The organism is Micromonospora sp. CMU55-4 (genome assembly GCF_011602315.1).
Classification (GTDB): domain Bacteria; phylum Actinomycetota; class Actinomycetes; order Mycobacteriales; family Micromonosporaceae; genus Micromonospora; species Micromonospora chalcea.
Map to the genome: position 1 here is coordinate 115,597 of NZ_JAAOLH010000016.1, position 18,724 is coordinate 134,320.

Annotated in this window: 19 protein-coding genes; 7 read left to right on the forward strand and 12 right to left on the reverse strand. The window is 72.5% G+C overall.

Annotation, left to right across the window (positions count from 1 at the left end; genetic code table 11):
• Window positions 1-18: 18 nt before the first annotated feature.
• The 7 genes from HA073_RS24620 to HA073_RS24650 form a co-directional block, all read right to left on the reverse strand.
• Window positions 19-444, reverse strand: a complete 426-nt coding sequence (locus HA073_RS24620) for a DUF4247 domain-containing protein (RefSeq protein ID WP_043327572.1) — start codon at window positions 442-444, stop codon at window positions 19-21.
• Window positions 441-935 carry a DUF2617 family protein gene (locus HA073_RS24625; RefSeq protein ID WP_166457376.1) on the reverse strand — a complete coding sequence of 165 codons (495 nt, stop codon included), beginning with the start codon at window positions 933-935 and terminating at the stop codon, window positions 441-443. The genes HA073_RS24620 and HA073_RS24625 overlap by 4 nt, the downstream gene beginning before the upstream one ends.
• A 1-nt stretch (window position 936) precedes the next feature.
• Entirely contained in the window at window positions 937-1,575 is a 639-nt protein-coding gene (locus tag HA073_RS24630; protein ID WP_064447959.1) for a DUF4178 domain-containing protein, read from the reverse strand.
• Window positions 1,576-1,660: 85 nt separating this feature from the next.
• The gene (locus HA073_RS24635; RefSeq protein WP_166457377.1) at window positions 1,661-2,035 is read right to left on the reverse strand and encodes a hypothetical protein; all 375 of its coding nucleotides are present in this window, start codon (window positions 2,033-2,035) and stop codon (window positions 1,661-1,663) included.
• 164 nt (window positions 2,036-2,199) lie between these two features.
• The gene (clpB, locus tag HA073_RS24640) at window positions 2,200-4,791 is read right to left on the reverse strand and encodes an ATP-dependent chaperone ClpB (RefSeq protein WP_043327575.1); all 2,592 of its coding nucleotides are present in this window, start codon (window positions 4,789-4,791) and stop codon (window positions 2,200-2,202) included.
• Window positions 4,792-4,950: 159 nt separating this feature from the next.
• On the reverse strand, window positions 4,951-5,205 hold the full coding sequence (locus tag HA073_RS24645; RefSeq protein ID WP_166457378.1) for a hypothetical protein: 255 nt from the start codon (window positions 5,203-5,205) through the stop codon (window positions 4,951-4,953).
• Window positions 5,202-5,519 (reverse strand): DivIVA domain-containing protein, encoded by a 318-nt coding sequence (locus HA073_RS24650; protein ID WP_082931099.1) that lies wholly within the window; start codon window positions 5,517-5,519, stop codon window positions 5,202-5,204. The genes HA073_RS24645 and HA073_RS24650 overlap by 4 nt, the downstream gene beginning before the upstream one ends.
• A gap of 205 nt (window positions 5,520-5,724) precedes the next feature.
• Between HA073_RS24650 and HA073_RS24655 the strand changes: the two genes are divergently transcribed.
• From HA073_RS24655 to HA073_RS24670, 4 genes are all read left to right on the forward strand, one after another.
• Window positions 5,725-5,943, forward strand: coding sequence for a winged helix-turn-helix domain-containing protein (locus HA073_RS24655; protein WP_030500544.1), 219 nt, complete (start codon window positions 5,725-5,727; stop codon window positions 5,941-5,943).
• A gap of 72 nt (window positions 5,944-6,015) precedes the next feature.
• On the forward strand, window positions 6,016-6,516 hold the full coding sequence (locus HA073_RS24660; RefSeq protein ID WP_064447962.1) for a cation:proton antiporter regulatory subunit: 501 nt from the start codon (window positions 6,016-6,018) through the stop codon (window positions 6,514-6,516).
• A gap of 5 nt (window positions 6,517-6,521) precedes the next feature.
• The gene (locus tag HA073_RS24665; RefSeq protein WP_043327579.1) at window positions 6,522-7,739 is read left to right on the forward strand and encodes a cation:proton antiporter; all 1,218 of its coding nucleotides are present in this window, start codon (window positions 6,522-6,524) and stop codon (window positions 7,737-7,739) included.
• A 164-nt stretch (window positions 7,740-7,903) separates the two neighbouring features.
• Entirely contained in the window at window positions 7,904-8,332 is a 429-nt protein-coding gene (locus HA073_RS24670; RefSeq protein ID WP_030500541.1) for a hypothetical protein, read from the forward strand.
• Window positions 8,333-8,402: 70 nt separating this feature from the next.
• Here the strand turns inward: HA073_RS24670 and HA073_RS24675 are convergent, their stop codons facing one another.
• The 5 genes from HA073_RS24675 to dnaK form a co-directional block, all read right to left on the reverse strand.
• Window positions 8,403-8,609, reverse strand: a complete 207-nt coding sequence (locus HA073_RS24675; RefSeq protein ID WP_043327580.1) for a hypothetical protein — start codon at window positions 8,607-8,609, stop codon at window positions 8,403-8,405.
• A gap of 186 nt (window positions 8,610-8,795) precedes the next feature.
• Window positions 8,796-9,236, reverse strand: coding sequence for a heat shock protein transcriptional repressor HspR (locus HA073_RS24680; RefSeq protein ID WP_030500539.1), 441 nt, complete (start codon window positions 9,234-9,236; stop codon window positions 8,796-8,798).
• A gap of 24 nt (window positions 9,237-9,260) precedes the next feature.
• Window positions 9,261-10,442, reverse strand: coding sequence for a molecular chaperone DnaJ (gene dnaJ, locus HA073_RS24685; RefSeq protein WP_064447963.1), 1,182 nt, complete (start codon window positions 10,440-10,442; stop codon window positions 9,261-9,263).
• Window positions 10,443-10,521: 79 nt separating this feature from the next.
• Complete coding sequence (grpE, locus tag HA073_RS24690; RefSeq protein WP_043327582.1) at window positions 10,522-11,256, reverse strand: nucleotide exchange factor GrpE; 735 nt, start codon at window positions 11,254-11,256, stop codon at window positions 10,522-10,524.
• Between the two features lie 48 nt (window positions 11,257-11,304).
• The gene (dnaK, locus tag HA073_RS24695; RefSeq protein WP_043327583.1) at window positions 11,305-13,176 is read right to left on the reverse strand and encodes a molecular chaperone DnaK; all 1,872 of its coding nucleotides are present in this window, start codon (window positions 13,174-13,176) and stop codon (window positions 11,305-11,307) included.
• 211 nt (window positions 13,177-13,387) lie between these two features.
• On the opposite strand from dnaK, the gene HA073_RS24700 reads away from it, so the two are divergent.
• The 3 genes from HA073_RS24700 to HA073_RS24710 are packed head-to-tail and all read left to right on the forward strand — an operon-like array spanning window position 13,388 to window position 18,160.
• Complete coding sequence (locus HA073_RS24700; RefSeq protein WP_064447964.1) at window positions 13,388-15,205, forward strand: ABC transporter; 1,818 nt, start codon at window positions 13,388-13,390, stop codon at window positions 15,203-15,205.
• Between the two features lie 17 nt (window positions 15,206-15,222).
• Window positions 15,223-16,881 (forward strand): GTPase, encoded by a 1,659-nt coding sequence (locus HA073_RS24705; protein ID WP_166457394.1) that lies wholly within the window; start codon window positions 15,223-15,225, stop codon window positions 16,879-16,881.
• 52 nt (window positions 16,882-16,933) lie between these two features.
• The gene (locus HA073_RS24710; RefSeq protein WP_064447966.1) at window positions 16,934-18,160 is read left to right on the forward strand and encodes a hypothetical protein; all 1,227 of its coding nucleotides are present in this window, start codon (window positions 16,934-16,936) and stop codon (window positions 18,158-18,160) included.
• Window positions 18,161-18,724: the final 564 nt, after the last annotated feature.

Consider the following 18,724-nt stretch of genomic DNA (forward strand, 5'->3'; position numbering starts at 1 on the left):
GTGAGGGGGCGAAGGGGGCTACTTACCGGAACCGGGGCCGCCGCCCCGGACCGTGCTGCCTCGGCCCCAGCCCCAGCTGTTGCCGACGACGGTGTGGTAGCGGGGGTAGGCGGTGGTCATCTTCTCCAGCAGGATCACCGAGCCGACGGCGAGCGGGAGGATCACCACCGAGTCGTCGTCGTAGCGCAGGTAGACCCCGCTGCCGTCGACGTACTGGTCGGCCGGCTTCCAGGCGTCGGTGATCTGCTTGGACACCTCGCTCGGCGTCTTCCGGGAGGTGTACGCGATCGCGTTCGAGCCGATGTCCCGCCCGGAGGCGCGGGAGAAGTTGTCCTCCACGTAGCCCCGGGGCGAGAAGTTGCCGTAGAAGATCGTGAAGGTGGCGATGAGCGCGCCGATGACGGCGACCGCCACGCCCACCACGAACCACCGTCGGTACGTCACAGCTCCTCCACCACGGTCTCGGTCAGGACCAGCTCGTTCGTCTGGGGGTAGACGTGCCAGGTACGCCAGGCGAGCACGCCGTCCGGCGGCCGGGGCCGGACGGAGAGCGCGGTGACCGCGTCCTCGTCACCGGGGAAGACCCCGATCAGCGCGTACGGGTCCTCGGCCAGCTCGGCGCGCAGCGCCGCGACCCGGGTACGCAGGCCGTCGCCGTCCGGCCGGAGCACAGCGGCCATGAACCGGTAGCCGGTCGTCTCGTCGTGCAGCGCGTCCGGCAGGTGCGGCGGGCGGCCGGGCAGGCAGGCGACCGTCTCCGTGAGCCCGCCGAGCACCACCTGGTGGGAGGCACCGAGCAGGCGCAGCCGCAGCCGGGGCAGCCCGGGCAGGTCGATGTCGCGTACGGCGAGCGCCGGCAGCTCCGGGCCGCCCAGGGCCAGGCTCAGATCGGCGGCGCTGGTGTCGACGTAGGGCGCGTCCAGGCAGACGAGCACGTCAGCGCACCGTCTCCGGGCCACCCTGCGGGTAGATCATCACCTCGGCGCGGCGCAGCTCCTCACCAAGGTTGACCTCCCAGCCGGCCTCCCCGTACGCCTCGAACGACAGCCGCGCGCCGCCCGGCGCCTGGTAGTCGTAGTAGCGCATGGTGCCGTGCGGATCGAGGCCGGTGCCCTCGGTCGCGGTGTACCGGGCCTGGCCCGACTCGTCCCAGTTGTAGCGGCGGCCGGCGATCTCCAGCGTCGGGGCGCCCGGCGTGACGGTGGCTGACGGCTCGCTGGTCCAGAGCACCAGCTCCAGGTCCGGGTCGGACTCGACGGAGAGCCAGCGCTTCACGCCGCCCGCGTCGTCGAGCAGGTGCTCCGCCCAGCTCCAGCCACCCTCGACCAGGTGCACCGAGCCCCGCACGGTGTACGGCACCGAGCGGATCTCGACGATGTCGCCGGGCTTGAGCGCGCGCGGGTCGCCCCGCAGCGCGTCGGCGTCCCGGTCCCGGAACGGGTCACCCGGCGCCGCCTTCGTCTTCGGGCCGGACTCCGACCGGGACTTCCGTACCGCGATCACGGCGATCACCACACCGGCCACCCCGACGAGGCACCCCAGCGTGGTCACCACGTACGCCAACGAACCGTTCACGACCGCCTCCCCCAACCTGCTAGGCGGGAACGGTAACAACCGCATGCACGCCTTCTGAAGTCCCGTTCGCTGAGTGTGCGGTCAGCTACTGCTCGCCGCCGGCGAGCCGGTCGGCGGCGTATTCACCCAGCGTGGCCCGGCCCATGAGGCAGCCGGAGAACGTGGTGAACTCGCCGTTGTCGTCGCGCAGCCGGGTCCACGCCGCCCGCCCGGCGGCCGGGTCGACCGCCTCCAGCAACGTGGCCGCGTATGCCCGGCCGGCCGGGGAACCCTTGCGGAGCAGCTTGTCGACCCGCTTGCGGGCCGCCTCCGGGTGCTCCCGCAACCCCTGTTCCAGCCGTCGGTACGCCTCGGTCGCGGGCAGCACCTGCCCCGCCAGTCCCACCCCGCCGAAGGCGAGGGTGTCCGCGCCGTCGAGTTCCCGCGCCGCCTCGTCCAGTTCCCGCTCCCACGCACTCATGCCCCACTATGTGCCCACCCCGCCACCCCCTCCAACCGCAAGGAAGGGCCCCCTTTTAACGCCTCCGGTAGAGGAAGGGCCCCTTGTTAACAACCTCCACGAGCAGGGCGCGGCCGGGAACGGCGAAGGCCCGGCCAAGAGGGCCGGGCCTTCGCAGGAGCTGGTCAGGCGGCGGTGACCGCCAGGGACTCCTTGGTGTCGGACAGGTCGACGCGGACCGTGTCGCCGTCGCGGATGTCGCCGGCCAGCAGCGCCTTCGCGAGCTGGTCGCCGATCGCCGACTGCACCAGCCGGCGCAGCGGGCGGGCGCCGTAGATCGGGTCGTACCCGTGCTCGGCCAGCCAGGTCCGGGCCGCTTCGGTGATCTCCAGGCCCAGCCGACGGTCGGCCAGTCGGCGGCGCATCCGGTCGAGCTGAATGTCCACGATCGAACGCAGGTCCTCGCCCTGGAGCGCGGCGAACACCACGATGTCGTCGAGCCGGTTGAGGAACTCCGGCTTGAAGTGCGACCGGACCACCGCGAGCACACCTTCCCGGCGCTCGTTCTCGGTGAGCGTCAGGTCGCTGATCACCGACGAGCCCAGGTTCGAGGTGAGGATCAGGATCGCGTTGCGGAAGTCCACGGTGCGACCCTGACCGTCGGTGAGCCGGCCGTCGTCGAGCACCTGCAGCAGTACGTCGAAGACGTCCGGGTGGGCCTTCTCCACCTCGTCCAGCAGGATCACCGAGTACGGCCGGCGGCGTACCGCCTCGGTGAGCTGGCCGCCCTCCTCGTACCCGACGTATCCGGGCGGGGCGCCGACCAGGCGGGCCACCGAGTGCTTCTCGCCGTACTCGCTCATGTCGATGCGGACCATGGCCCGCTCGTCGTCGAAGAGGAACTCGGCGAGCGCCTTTGCCAGCTCGGTCTTGCCGACGCCGGTCGGTCCGAGGAACAGGAAGCTGCCGGTCGGGCGGTCCGGGTCGGCGACGCCGGCCCGGGCGCGGCGTACCGCGTCGGAGACCGCGCCCACCGCCTCGGCCTGGCCGACGACGCGGGCCCGCAGCGACTCCTCCATCCGGAGCAGCTTGGCGGTCTCGCCTTCGAGCAGCCGGCCGGCGGGGATGCCGGTCCAGGAGGCGACCACCGCGGCGATGTCGTCCGCGCCGACCTCCTCCTTGAGCATCGCGCCGTCGGCCTGGAGCCGGGCCAGTTCCTCCTCGGCCTGCTTCAGCTCGGTCCGCAGCGCCGGGATCCGGCCGTACCGCAGCTCGGCGGCGCGTTCCAGCTCGCCGTCGCGCTCGGCCCGCTCGGCCTCGCCGCCGAGGCGCTCCAGCTCCTCCTTGGCGGTGGAGAGCTTGGTGATGTGGCTCTTCTCGGTCTGCCAGCGTTCGGACAGCGCGGTGAGCTGCTCGCGCTTGTCGGCCAGTTCCTTGCGCAGCCGCTCCAGGCGCTCGGCGGACGCGGCGTCCGGCTCCTTGGCCAGCGCCATCTCCTCGATCTCCAGGCGGCGTACCGCCCGCTCGATCTCGTCCACCTCGACCGGGCGCGAGTCGATCTCCATGCGCAGCCGGGACGCGGACTCGTCCACCAGGTCGATCGCCTTGTCCGGCAGGAAGCGGTCGGTGATGTACCGGTCGGAGAGCGCGGCGGCGGCGACCAGGGCGGCGTCGGTGATGCGTACGCCGTGGTGCACCTCGTAGCGCTCCTTGAGCCCGCGCAGGATGCCGATGGTGTCCTCGATGGTCGGCTCGCCGACCAGCACCGGCTGGAAGCGGCGCTCCAGCGCCGGGTCCTTCTCGATGTGCTCGCGGTACTCGTCGAGCGTCGTCGCGCCGACCATCCGCAGCTCACCGCGCGCCAGCATCGGCTTGAGCATGTTGCCGGCGTCCATCGAGCCCTCGCCCTTGCCCGCGCCGACCACGGTGTGCAGCTCGTCGAGGAACGTGATGACCTGGCCGTCGGAGTTCTTGATCTCCTCCAGCACGGACTTCAGCCGCTCCTCGAACTGGCCGCGGTACGACGCGCCGGCGACCATCGCGCCGAGGTCGAGCGAGACCAGCTTCTTGTCCCGCAGCGACTCCGGCACGTCGCCGGCCACGATCCGCTGGGCCAGGCCCTCCACGATCGCGGTCTTGCCGACGCCCGGCTCGCCGATCAGCACCGGGTTGTTCTTGGTACGCCGGGACAGCACCTGGATCACCCGGCGGATCTCCGAGTCCCGGCCGATCACCGGGTCGATCTTGCCGTCGCGGGCGCTGGCGGTGAGGTCCACGCCGTACTTGGCCAGGGCCTGGTAGGTCTGCTCGGGGTCGGCGGTGGTCACCCGGCGGTCTCCGCCCCGGACGGTCGGGAACGCGGCGACCAGGTTCTCCTCGGTGGCGCCGGAGTTCTTCAGCGCGACCGAGACCGCGCCGCCGACCCGGGCCAGCCCGGCCAGCAGGTGCTCGGTGGAGGTGTACTCGTCGCCCAGCGGCCGCGCGATCTGCTCGGCGGCGCCGATGGCGTTGACGAACTCGCGGGCCAGCGTCGGCTCGGCGATGCTCGACCCACGGGCGGCGGGCAGCGCGTCGACCGAGCGCTGGGCGACGCGGCGCAGCTCGGCGGGGTCGGCCCCGACGGCGCGCAGCAGGCCCGCGGCGGTCGAGCCCTCGGTGTCCAGCAGTGACAGCAGCAGGTGCCAGGGCTCCACGGTGGCGTGACCGCGCTGGTTCGCCAGCGCGACGGCACCGGTGATGGCCTCGCGGCTCTTGGTGGTGAGACGTTCCGTGTTCATGGGCTCCCCCGGATCGGCGTGTCCACTGGACATGACACAACCAGAGTTGAGTCTATTCCGCTCAACTCCACCCCTGTGACCTGAGTCACCCTCCGGCGGCGAGGCCGGGTAGATCTTGGTACGAAACGGCCCCTCCGAGGGCTGTTTCGTACCAAGATCTCAGCGACGCGGGAGGCGCGTGAGGCAAGGGGTCTCGTGGTCGGCGCGCAGCACGCAACGCCGGCCGCCGTCCAGCTTGCGGTCGCAGAAAACCCAATGGCGTACGGCCTGGTCGTCCTCCGTCGACACGGTGATCCCGCCCAACTCCACCACCGCGAGGAACGTCAACGACCGGCCGGCCGTGCGACCGAGCATCTTCGCCCGAGCCAGGTCGGCCGCGCGCACCGGCAGATGGATCACGTACCGCCCGGTCACGGCCGCCCGGCCAGGTCGCGCATCGAGGGAGCCTGACGGGACTGCCACTCGCGCAACGCGCCCTTGATCCGCGCCGTCTCCTCACGGCTCCGGGCGACTTCGGCGTACGCGGCGGCGAGGTCCCCGGCCACGCGGTCGAGGAACGCGGCGACCTCGGCGGGGTCCAGCCCCCGGCGGCGCGTCGCGAAGCTGCGACCTCGCACCTGCCAGGGCCGCAGCGGAAGGTACGACGCGGAGCGGTACGCGGCGCCCGGCGCGGAGTCGGGCGGGCGCGCGTTCCGCCGCTTCGGACGTATTCGCAGGAGATTGCGCACGACACTGTCCCTTCTCGCAGAGGACGGGGGTCGGGACGAGCCACGGGGGATGCCCGCCCCGACCCGGGAATGCTCCAGGTGCCATCCGGGAGCGTTCGTCAGCAACCTACAATCGGTACCAGTCGTAGGTCAACGACCGACCCACAATTGCTTGAGGTTGGAGGTGGGTGCATGGTCGAATGGGCGTGCCATCCGGGGAGTGTGTATGCCCAAGCAGCAGTACCAGGTGCTCGCAGACGAGCTGAAGAGCAAGATCGATTCGGGAGAGTGGCCACCCGGCACCAAGCTGCCGAGCCGTGCCCAACTCTGCAAGGAATACGGCGTCTCCGACACCGTCGTCGGCAAGGCGATGATGATCCTGCGGGCAACCGGCCTCACCGAGACCCTTGAAGGTGTCGGCGTGTTCGTGGCCGAACGTGCCTAGACGAGTCGCATCGACCAGCCTGTAGTTCGACCCCGGACGCAGCAGGTGCGCGCCCGGAGTAGCCTCACCCGCGTGCGAGTACGTGTCGAACAGACCGCCCTGCCGGGTATCGGCGTACGTCATGACCTGATGACGGAGTCCGGCCGCCGGCTCGGCGTGGTCTCCCACCGCAATGGCCGTCGCGACCTGGTCCTCTACGACCCGGAAGATCCCGACTCCTGTCAGCACGACATCCCCCTGACGGACGACGAGGCGGAGGCGCTCGCCGACATCCTCGGCGCGTCGCTGATGCTGGGTCAGCTCTCCGGGCTGCGCGAGCAGGCCGCCGGGCTGCTGACCGAGCAGATCGCCATTCCGGCCGGCTCGAAGTACGTCGGCAAGCGGCTGGGTGACACAAAGGCCCGGACCCGGACCAGCGCGTCGATCGTCGCCGTGCTGCGTCAGGGCACGGTGAACGTCTCGCCGGATCCCACTTTCCGGTTCGAAGCCGGCGACGTGGTCGTCGTGGTCGGTACCCGCCAGGGGCTCGACGGCGTGACCGCGATCCTCGCCGAGACCGACCCGGACGTCTGACGCGTATGCACGAAACCACAATCCTGCTCATCGAGGTCGGTGCGCTGCTGCTCCTGCTCGGCCTGCTCGGCCGGCTGAGCCGTCGCGTCGGTGTCTCGCCCATCCCGCTCTACCTGCTCGCCGGCCTGGCGTTCGGGCACGGTGGCCTGCTGCCGCTCAACGCCAGCGAGGAGTTCTTCGCCGTCGGCGCCGAGATCGGCGTGATCCTGCTGCTGGTCATGCTCGGCCTGGAGTACAGCGCCAACGAACTGGTGGGCAACCTCCGCTCGGCCGCGCCGGCCGGTCTGATCGACGCGGTGCTCAACGCGCTGCCCGGCTTCGGGTTCGCGCTGCTGCTCGGGTGGGGCTGGGTCGCCGCAGTGGTGCTCGGAGGCGTCACCTGGGTGTCGTCGTCGGGCGTGATCGCCAAGGTGCTCGGCGACCTGGGCCGGGTCGGTAACCGGGAGACGCCGGTGATCCTCTCCGTCCTGGTGATCGAGGACCTGGCGATGGCCCTCTACCTGCCGCTGGTCACCGCGCTGCTCGCCGGGGTCGGCCTGATGAAGGGCGGCATCGCGCTCGCCATCGCGGTGTTCACCGTCGTCGTGGTGCTGGCCGTGGCGATCCGGTACGGCCACCTGATCTCCGCCGCGCTCTCCGCCAAGGACCCGGAGGCGCTCCTGCTCGGGGTGCTCGGCCTGACCCTGCTGGTCGCCGGTATCGCGGCCAAACTCCAGGTCTCCGCCGCTGTCGGCGCGTTCCTGGTCGGCATCGCGTTGTCCGGGCCGGTGGCGCACCACGCCACCGAACTGCTCTCCCCGCTGCGGGATCTCTTCGCCGCTGTCTTCTTCGTGTTCTTCGGGCTGGTCACCAACCCGCTGGACATGCCGCCGGTGCTGCTGCCGGCGCTGGTGCTGGCAGTGGTCACCATGGCGACGAAGGTGGCCACCGGCTACCTGGCCGCCCGCCGGGCGGGGATCGCCGAGCCCGGTCGCTGGCGGGCCGGCCTGGCGCTGACCCCGCGCGGCGAGTTCTCCATCGTCATCGCCGGACTGGCCGTCGCGGCCGCCTACCCGGTGAACCCGAAGCTGGCGGCGCTCGCCACCGCGTACGTGTTGATCACGGTGGTGACCGGGCCGCTGCTCGCCCGGCTGCCCGACACCCAGTGGTTCAAGCAGTGGCTGCGCTCCCGCGCCGCCGCCGCCCGTGCGGCAGCGGCGTTGCCCGCGCCGACCGGGGACTGACCCGCGCCGGGCCGGACCTGCCACAGGCAGATCCGGCCCGGCGTTGTCAAATTGATCCCCGGAAGGTCTACCACTGCTCCGCTCAGCCGCGTTAACGTTTCGGCCCAGCAGCCAGGGTCCGCGGGTGGCCGGTGCCCCCGCCAGCGCAAGCGGAAGGTCGGCCGGTGAGCGTGCAGGAAGATACGTTCCACGGCTTCGCCAATCCGGTCGATCCCTCGCCCGCCGAACTCCGGGCGTGGGCCTATCAACCGGATTCGGTGCCGCTGACCTCGATGCCGCCCGACTGGGACCTGCTGGTCGCCGGTGACCATCTGGTGCAGACGCTGTTCGACCTGGCGATGGACGAGCGCTGCCCGGCCCGGCGGTTCGCGCTGCACTGCCTCTACATCTACGCCGCCGACGGCATCCGGACGAACTTCCGCGCCCATCCCAAACGCCGGTTCCGCAAGCTTGTCGAGCAGGCCGAACGCGCCGGTGACGACCTGATGCGCAACTGGGCGCACAACAGCCGCGTGCTGCTCGCCCGGCCCGACCTGTTCGTCTACCGGGACTGGTGCGAGGGCGGCCTGGTCCGCGAGAACCGCCGCCTCTGACACGTCGCCGGCTTGAACGGCGAACGGGCCGGGATCCCCCGTGGATCCCGGCCCGCACGTCGGCGGATCGTCAGGTCGACCCGCCCTGCTTCTTGCGCCTCTCGTCGTCCCGGGCCCGGTCCACGCCGTGGTCCGTCTGGTCGGCGAAGCGCCCTTCCTTGACCTTGTCGCTGAAGCGTCCCTCGGTGACCCGGTCGAACCGCTCGCGGACGTTCTCGGCCACCTTCTCCAGCCGTTCCTCGGCGCGTTCCGCCACCTTCTTAGCCGGTTCCGCCATGGCTCCCCCTGCCAACTCGGCGTCCGATTTAGGGGTTTTAGCCCTACCGGCGAGCCTAGTCGACAGCGCCCTGCCGCATCCCGCATTCCCCGACGAGCGCCCCGAACCAGGGACGCACGAGGGCCGGACGTACGAAGGCCGGCGCGGCCCCGGGGGAGCGGGGCGCGCCGGCCTTCCGGTGAAAGGTCAGCGGTCGGGAGCGCGGCGTGGTCGCCAGACGACGAGCGCGGTGGACGTGCGGTTGGTCGGCACGAGGTCGCCGCGGGCAAAGCCACCGAGCGACTCCAGCTCGGCGATCCGCCGGTACGCGGCGTCCAGCTCCGCCTCCAGCCGGGCCACCCGCTGCTGTGCCTCTTCGAGCAGCCGCTCCAACCCGATGATCCGCTTGACCCCGGCCAGGTTGATCCCGTCGTCCTGGCTGAGCCGCTGCACCTCGCGCAGCAGCACCACGTCCCGGACGCTGTACCGGCGACCACCGCCGGACGCCCGGCCCGCCTGCACCAGGCCCAGCCGGTCGTACTGGCGCAGCGTCTGGGGGTGCATTCCCGCCATCCGCGCAGCCACCGAGATCATCAACACCTTGGCCTCGTAGGCCGGGTCACCCGAGCCGACGTACTCCTCCGACATGCCCGCTCACCTCCGCTGCCGCCGTCAACTGAATCGACGTACCCGCGCGTCGAGATGTTCCCGCGCGGCGGGCGGAGTCTGCTCCGCGAAGGTCTCCAGCGCCGCCCGCGCCTCGTCCGAGACCTTCGCCGGGACCACCACGTCGAGCGTGACCAGCAGGTCACCGGCGCGGCCGTCCTTGCGTACGACGCCCTTGCCGCGGGCGCGCAGCACCCGCCCGCTGGGCGTACCCGGTGGCACCCGCAGCGTCACCGTCCCGTCCAGGGTCGGCACGCGCAGGTCGGTGCCGAGGACCGCCTCGGCGTACGTGATCGGGACGTTCAGGGTCAGATCGTCCCCGGTACGCCCGAACAGCTCGTCCGGGCGGACCTTCACCTGCACGAACAGGTCGCCCGCCGAGCCGCCCCGCTCACCGGGCTCACCCCGGCCGGCCAGGCGGATCCGCTGCCCGTCGGCCACCCCGGCCGGGAAGCGCACGTTCAGCGTGCGGGTCTTGGTGACACCGCCGGTGCCGTGGCACTCCGGGCACTTCTCCTCGACGATCGTGCCGACGCCCTGGCAGTTGCGGCACGGCTCGGAGAAGCTGAACGACCCCTGGTTGCGGGTGGTCACGCCGGCGCCGTGGCAGACCGGGCAGGCCACCGGCTGGGTACCCGGCTTCGCGCCGTTGCCGTGGCAGGTGTCGCAGACGCCGGGCGCGCGCAGCGTCAGCGGCAGCGTGACGCCGCGTACCGCATCCTCGAAATCGAGCGCCACCTCGGTCTCGACGTCCCGGCCCCGCGCCGGACCGCGCGGACGCGCCGCGCCGCCCCCGCCGCCGGAGAAGATCGAGCTGAACAGGTCGGTGAAACCGCCGCCGCCGAACCGGGTGTCCCCGCCGCCCGCGCCGCCGCCGAACAGGTCGGAGACGTCGAACGGCACGCCGCCCGGCTGGCCCGCGCCGCGGGCGCTGCGGCGGAAGGCGCCCGAGCCGAACAGCGAGCGCATCTCGTCGTACTCGCGTCGCTTCTTCTCGTCGCCCAGCACCGCGTACGCCTCGGAGACGGTCTTGAACCGCTCCTCGGCCCCGGTGTCGCCGGGGTTGTGGTCCGGGTGCGACTCCCGGGCCAGCTTGCGGTACGCCTTCTTGATCTCGTCCGAGGAGGCGGACTTCTCCACGCCCAACGCGGCGTAGTAGTCCTTCTCGATCCAGTCCTTGGAACTCACCGGTCCACCCCCTTCCACGGGTCGAAGCCCGGCCGTCCCGCCCGCCCGGTGGGGGCGGGCGGGACGTCACGGGTCGGCACTACTCCGGGTCCGCGACCGCGACCATGGCGGGCCGCAGCAGCCGCTCGCCGAGCTGGTAACCGCGGCGCATGACCTGTACGCAGGTCGACTCGGTCACGTCGGCGGAGGTCTGGTGCGCCACCGCCTCGTGCCGGGTCGGGTCGAACGGGTCGCCCTTCTCGCCGAACGCGGTCAGGCCGAACTTGCCCAGCGCGGCGGTGAGCTGCTCGGCCACGCTGCCGAACGGGCCCACCAGATCGCCGTGCTCACGGGCCCGGTCCAGGTCGTCCAGGATCGGCAGCAGCGCGCTGAGCACAGTGCCGGTGGCCTGCTCCTGGACCAGGTTGCGGTCCCGGTCGACCCGCTTGCGGTAGTTGGCGTACTCCGCCGTGACCCGCTGGAGGTCGCGGGTGCGCTCCTCCAGGTCGGTGCGGAGCGACTCCAGCTCGGCGCCGAGCGGCGCGGTCGCCTCCGTCTCCCCGCTCGGCTCGGCCGGGGAGTCGACCACCGTCGGCCCGGTGACCTCGGCCTCGCCGCCGATCTCGTCGACCACGACCTCGGCCTCCTCGACCAGCCCTTCGGCGGGCGCGTCGGCAGCGGCGTCCGCCGCCGAGGCGTCGTTCGCCGGCTGCTCGGTCACCTTGCCGAGCTTGCGCTTGTCGCGGATGACGACCCGGGGTTCGTCGCCGGCGTCCTTGCCGGCGCCCGCCGACCCGGTGGCACCCGGGTCGGCCGCGCGTGGCTTGTCCGTCATGCGGTTACCTCATCCCTCTGCCGTGCGAATCGTGTCCGGGACCGGATGTCACTTCTTGTCCTCGTCCACGATCTCCGCGTCGACCACGTCGTCGTCGCCGCCGGCCTTCGGGCCACCGGTCGCGCCCGCGCCCGCGCCGGCGCCCGGCCCGGCCGCGCCACCCGGCGCCGCCTGCTCGCCCTCCTGCTGCTGGGCGTAGAGCAGCGAGCCGGCCTGCTGGGAGACCTGCGCCAGCTTCTCGTGCGCGGACTTGATCTTCTCGATGTCCTGGCCGCCGAGCGCGCTGCGCAGCTCGCCGAGCGCCTCGTTGAGCTGGTCACGGTTCTCGCTGGGCAGCTTGTCGCCGCTCTCGGCGAGGAACTTCTCGGTCTGCCACTGGAGCGCCTCGGCCACGTTGCGGGTCTCGGCCTCCTCGCGGCGGCGCTTGTCCTCGTCGGCGTGCTCCTCGGCGTCCCGGCGCATCCGCTCGATGTCGTCCTTCGGCAGCGAGGAGCCGCCGGTGATCGTCATCTTCTGCTCCTTGCCGGTGCCCAGGTCCTTGGCGTGCACGTTCACGATGCCGTTGGCGTCGATGTCGAACGTGACCTCGATCTGCGGCACGCCGCGCGGGGCCGGCGGGAGGCCGGTCAGCTCGAAGGTGCCGAGCTTCTTGTTGTAGGCCGCGATCTCCCGCTCGCCCTGGAACACCTGGATCAGCACCGACGGCTGGTTGTCGTCGGCCGTGGTGAAGACCTCGGAGCGCTTGGTCGGGATGGTGGTGTTGCGCTCGATGAGCTTGGTGAAGATGCCGCCCTTGGTCTCGATGCCCAGGCTCAGCGGGGTCACGTCGAGCAGCAGGACGTCCTTGACCTCGCCCTTGAGCACACCGGCCTGGAGCGCGGCGCCGACGGCGACGACCTCGTCCGGGTTGACGCCCTTGTTCGGGTCCCGGCCGGTGAGCTGCTTGACCAGGTCGGTGACGGCCGGCATCCGGGTCGAGCCGCCGACCAGGATGACGTGGTCGACGTCGGAGATCTTGATGCCGGCGTCCTTGACGGCCTGCTCGAACGGGCCCTTGCAGCGGTCCAGCAGGTCCTGCGTCATGCGCTGGAACTCGGCGCGGCTGAGCGTCACGTCGAGGTGCAGCGGGCCGGCCGAGCCGGCGGTGATGTACGGCAGGTTGATGTTGCTGGTGGTGGCGGCGGACAGCTCGATCTTGGCCTTCTCGGCCGCCTCCTTGAGCCGCTGCATGGCCATCTTGTCCTGCGAGAGGTCGATGCCGTGCTCACCGCGGAACGTCTTCACCAGGTGGTCGATGATGCGCTGGTCCCAGTCGTCACCGCCGAGCTGGTTGTCACCGCTGGTGGACTTGACCTCCACCACGCCCTCGGCCAGCTCCAGCAGCGACACGTCGAAGGTGCCGCCACCGAGGTCGAAGACCAGGACGGTCTGCTCCTTGGAACCCTTGTCCAGGCCGTACGCCAGGGCGGCCGCGGTCGGCTCGTTCACGATCCGCAGCACGTTGAAGCCGGCGATCTCACCGGCCTCCTTGGTGGCCTGGCGCTGCCCGTCGTTGAAGTAGGCGGGGACGGTGATCACCGCGTCGGTGATCTGCTCGCCCAGGTACGCCTCGGCGTCCCGCTTGAGCTTCATCAGCGTGCGGGCCGAGATCTCCTGCGGGGTGTACTTCTTGCCGTCGATGTCGACGGTCCAGTTGGTGCCGATCTCCCGCTTGACCGAGCGGATGGTCCGGTCGGGGTTGGTCACCGCCTGGCGCTTGGCGACCTCACCGACGAGCACCTCGCCGTTGCGGGCGAACGCGACGATCGAGGGAGTCGTACGCGAGCCCTCTGCGTTGGCGATGACGGTGGGCTCACCGCCCTCGAGAACGCTGACGCAGGAGTTCGTCGTGCCGAGGTCGATGCCGACCGCACGTGCCATGTTCGCTTCCTCGCTTCGTAACGGGTGAGCAGGTCAGACGGCCTGCCCGGGAGGGCCGCCCGGAAGCGACCGCACCACAAGTTGAGTGAACTTGACTCAATAGTGCCACGCCATCGCCAATCCGCAAGTCGAGGTTGAGCCGACCCGGCGCAACCCGACCGTTACTACTGTCCGGTTGTCTTACCTTGCGTCGGTCGGGCACGCTTTAGCGGTGACGACGCATGGCGATTCCGCCACCCGTGCCGGCGCGCCCGCCGTCGCAGCCCGCACCGGAGCCACCACCGGCGCCGACCAGCCTGCGCACGCCGCGGAGGGCCTGCCCGCCGCGCTCACCGGCCTGCGGTCGGCGATCGGCGCGGCCCGCTTCCCGCTCGCCCTCCCGTCGGCCGAGCCGGCCCGGCACGCCGCCACGAGCCTCACCGACCAGCTCGACGACTACCTGCTTCCCCGGCTGGCCCGGCTCGACGCCCCGCTGCTGGTGGTGGTCGGCGGCTCCACCGGCGCGGGCAAGTCGACGCTCGTCAACAGCCTGGTCCAGGCACGGGTCAGCGCGGCCGGGGTGCTCCGCCCCACCACCCGCTCCCCGGTGCTGGTGTGCAGCCCGACCGACGCGGCCTGGTTCCGGCAGGGCGAGCTGCTGCCCGGCCTGACCCGGACCACCGAGCCGAGCGAGCAGCCGGGCACCCTGCACCTGGTCACCGCACCGGCGCTGCCGCCCGGCCTGGCCTTCCTCGACGCGCCCGACATCGACTCGGTGGTCGACGCCAACCGGGCGCTCGCCGGGCAACTGCTCGCCGCCGCCGACCTCTGGCTGTTCGTCACCACCGCCGCCCGGTACGCCGACGCCGTCCCCTGGGAGCTGCTGCGCAGCGCCCGCGCCCGGGGCACCGCAGTGGCGATGGTGCTGGACCGGGTCCCCCCGGAGGCCGCCGACGAGGTCGCCGCCCACCTGTCCGAGATGCTGGCCGAGCAGGAGCTGGGCGCCGCGCCGCTGTTCGTGCTGCCGGAGACCTGGGTGGACGGGCAGGGGCTGCTGCCGGACCGGATCACCGCCCCGCTCAGTGACTGGTTCGCCCGGCTCGCCGCCGACGCCGACGCCCGCGCCGCGGTGGTCCGGCAGACGCTCGACGGCGCGCTGGCCGCGCTGCACCCGGTGGTGGAGGCGCTCGCCGAGGCCGCCGACGAGCAGTGCACCGCGGCCGACGCGCTGGACGAACGGGTACGGGCCGCGTACCGGGGCGCCGAGCGGAGCGTCGACCAGGGGCTCCGGGACGGCCGGCTGCTGCGCGGCGAGGTGCTGGCCCGCTGGCAGGAGTTCATCGGCACCGGCGAGTTCTTCCGGGGCCTGGAGGCACGCATCGGCCGGCTGCGGGACCGGGTCGTCGCGGCGGTCACCGGGCGGCCCGCGCCCGCCGCGGAACTGCGTACCGCGATCGAGTCGCAGCTCGTCACGCTGCTGCGCGGCGTGGCCGCCGAGGCGGCGGAGAACGCGTACACCGGTTGGAAGGCGCACCCGGCCGGCGCGGCGCTGCTTGAGCCGGACCTGGCCCACGCCTCGGCCGACCTGCCGGAGCGGGCCGAGCAGCTGGTCCGCGACTGGCAGCGCGGCGTGCTGGAACTGGTCCGGGTCGAGGGCGGCGACCGGCGGTTCGTGGCCCGCACCGCGGCGTACGCGGTGAACGCCACCGGCCTCGCCGTCATGATCGGCGTGTTCGCCTCCACCGCGTTCATCCCCACCGGGCTGGAGGTCGCCGCCGGCACCGGCACGGCGGTCGCCGGGCAGACCGTGCTCCAGGCGATCTTCGGCGACCAGGCGGTGCGGAACCTGGCCCGCAAGGCCCGGATCGACCTGCTCGACCGGACCGGCAAGCTGCTGGCCGAGGAAGCCGAGCGCTTCCTGGCCCGCACCGAGGCCGAACGCCCGGCCGACAACGCCGGCGCGGCGCTGCGCTGGGCCGCCCTGGAGGTCGAGCGGGCCCGGCACCGGAGTGGTCTGTTTCCGAGCCCCGAGCAGGACGGACGCCAGTGAGTAACGTCGTCGGACGGATGCGGGACGCGCTGCGCGGCGAGCAGCGGGTCGACCCGGACGTGCTCATCGAGCGCCTCCAGGCGATCCAGCGGTTCCTTTCCGCGGTGGACGGCGACGTGCCCGACGCTCAACTGGTCGCCGCGCACACGGTGGTCGAGCGGGCCGGTGACCGGCTCGCCCTCTCCGGTCGGCACACGGTGGTCGCGCTGGCCGGCGCGACCGGCAGCGGCAAGTCGAGCCTGTTCAACTCGCTGGCCCGGCTCGACCTCTCCCCGGTCGGGGTGCGCCGGCCGACCACCGGCGTCGCGCACGCCTGCGTGTGGGGTCCGCTGGACGGCGCGGTCCGGCTGCTCGACTGGATCGGCGTGCTGCCCCGGCACCGGTTCGTCCGGGAGAGCCCGCTGGACGCCGACGACGAGTCGACGCTGCACGGCCTCGTCCTGCTCGACCTGCCCGACTTCGACTCGGTGCAGCACGGTCACCGGCTGGAGGTCGACCGCCTGCTGGGCCTGGTCGACCTGGTGGTCTGGGTGGTCGACCCGCAGAAGTACGCCGACCGCGTGATCCACACCAGCTATCTGCGCGAGTTCCACAGGCACAAGGACGTCACGGTCGTGGTGCTCAACCAGGCCGACCGGCTGCACCCGACCGAGCTGCCCAAGGTCCTCGAGGATCTGCGCCGGCTGCTCGACGAGGACGGGCTGGGCGGGGTGCCGCTGCTGCCCACGGTAGCGGTCGACCCGAACGGGCTGAGCGGCCTGCGGGCCGAGCTGGAGCGTACGGTCGCCGAACGGCAGGCCGCCCTGCGCCGGCTCTCCGGCGACGTGGACGCCGTGGTGGCCGATCTCGAACCGCTCGTCGGGCCGGAACCGCCGAGCAGCAAACCCGGCGACGCCTCGGCGCAGGAGCTGAACCGGGCGCTGGCCGGGGCGGCCGGGGTGCCGACTGTGGCGGCGGCGGTCGAGGGGGCGTACCGGCACCGGGCCGTCAGCAACACCGGCTGGCCGCTGCTGCGGAGCTGGCGCAAGCTACGACCCGATCCGCTGCGCCGGCTGCACCTGCCCGGGCGGGACCCGGACGCGCCGGCGGACAGCCTGGTCGCGGCCACCTCCGTACCCGATCCGACGGCCGCGCAGCGCTCGGCCCTCACGCTGGCGATCCGCGCGGTGGCCGACCGGAACGGCGCCGGTCTGCCGGCGCCGTGGCCGGCCGCGGTGACCGCGGCGGCCCGGTCCCGGCAGGCCGACCTGCCGGGCGCGCTCGACCACGCGGTCGCCGCGACCGACCTGGGCATGGACCGCCGGCCGGCCTGGTGGCGGGTGGTCGGCGTGCTCCAGTGGGTGGTCACCCTGGCCGCGCTGGCCGGCCTGGTCTGGCTGCTCCTCGGGTACGCGGTGCGCCTGCTCGGCCTGCCCCCGCTGGAACACCCCACGCTCGGCGTGGTGCCGTGGCCGACGGTCCTGCTGCTCGGTGGCCTGCTGGCCGGGCTACTGATCGCGGCGCTGACCCGGCCGGTGGTCGGGTGGGCGGCCCGCCGGGCCCGGGCGCGGGCCGAGCGACGCCTGCTCACGTCGGTGGGCAGCGTCGGCGAGAAGTACGTGCTGGACCCGGTGTGGGCGGTGCTGACCCGCTACGGCACGGCCCGGGAGGCGCTGCGCGAAGCCGTGCGGCGCTGAACCCGGCGCGCTGACCGGTGTGGGGGCGGCCCGCGCGGCGTAGGGTCGATGCATGGCCACGCCACAGACCCCCTACGACGCGGTTCTGCACGCCGCGCGCGACGTGACGAGGCTCGACTCGGCCCTGGACGCGGAGATGCTCGGCGCCGCGTTGCTGGGCAGCGTCTACGCCGTCGCGGAGCACGACCGGGAACAGGCCGTCCGCGAGTTCGTCACCGGCTTCCTCGCCGCCACGTCCCGGCGGCGCAGCGCCGCCGCGACCACACTGCGCGCCGTCTTCGCCGCCCTGGTGCCCGACGCCGAGGGCGCCGCCCGGGTCCGGCCCGGCGCGTACGCCCCGACGTGGGCCGGCCAGCTCGGCCGGGTGCACGTCACAGGCGCCTGGGCGTACGGCGACGTGTACGGCGACCAGACGTCCTACCTCGCCACGTTCGCGTACGACGACGAGGAACAGGGCGGGCCGGAGCACGCGCTGGTGGCGCTGGTCGACCACAACATCGGCATCACCAAGGACGTCTTCGTCGGCGGCCCGGCGGCCCGGATCGTGGAGCAGGCCCGGGAGATCTGCACCGAGGACGAGTTCACCTGGTTCCGTACCGAGGACCCGGCCCGGATGCACGCCGAGGTGAGCCGCCACCTGGCGGTCACCGACGACCTCGCCGAGCTGCCCGCACAGGGCTCGCTCGCCACCGACCGGGCGCTCGTGGGCGCACGGCTGGCCGCGCTGCCCGGGCCGACCCCGCCGGCCGGTCCGGCGGTCGTGCCGCCGCCCACCGACGAGGAGCGCACCCGCCTGATACGCGCATTCCTCGACTCGCCCGAGGCGTCCCGGTTCGGCCTGCCCGAGGTCGCCGACGGCGAGCTGGCCTCGCTGCACTTCTGCCTCGGCCTGCTGCTCGACCACGCGGCCAGCTTCCCGGACGCCGACCCGATGCGGTGGAGCCCGATGGTCGCCGAGCTGTTCCTGCTCGACTGGGTGCACCGCCGGGCCGTGCTGGACATGGACGACGCGGCGATGCTGCCCCGGGTGCTGCGCGCCTGGGCGGCGTACGCGGCCCGGCAGCGCGGACTGTCGCAGTCGGCGGCCGCCCGGACGGACGAGGCGATCACCGAGATGGTCCCGGAGTTCGCGCGGCTCTACAGCACCGGTGAGCGGCGCAGCCCGGCCACCGCGGCGGTCGCCCAGCTGATGGCGGACGGCGTGGACCCGGACGACCCGGAGGCGCTCAACGCCTGGATCGAGGCGAACCGCCACCGCCTGACCGACGACCCGGCCTAGGCAGTCGCACACGCATGATCGGCACCACCTCGGCGAGGTGGCGGCATCACCCCGGCCGGAACCACACCACTACGCCGTACTGGTGTCGATCATGCGGGCGCCGGCCCTCGGTGGCCCCGCCCCTCGTTGATCCACGCCACCTCGCCGAGGTGGCTGCATCGAGCCGGCCGGAACCACACCAGCACGGCGTAACGGTGTCGATCATGCGGCCCTGGGTGCCCCGCGCGAGGGGCCTCCCCGAACCTCCTTGATCGACACCAGCACGGCGAAGTGGTGTCGATCATGCGCCTGCCGATGCCCTGACCAGCCGGACCTCGGTTGATCCACACCACCTCGGCGAGGTGGCTGCATCGGACCGGCCGGAACCACACCACCACCCCGTAATGGTGTTGATCATGCAGCCTGCGCCCTCCAGACCACCCCACCCCACACGAGGGCCAGGCCCCCGGACCCCTGTTGATCCACACCACCTCGGCGAGGTGGCCGCATCAGACCGGCCGGGACCACACCACCACCCCGTAACGGTGTCGATCATGAGGCCTGCCGTCCCCCGACCACCCCACC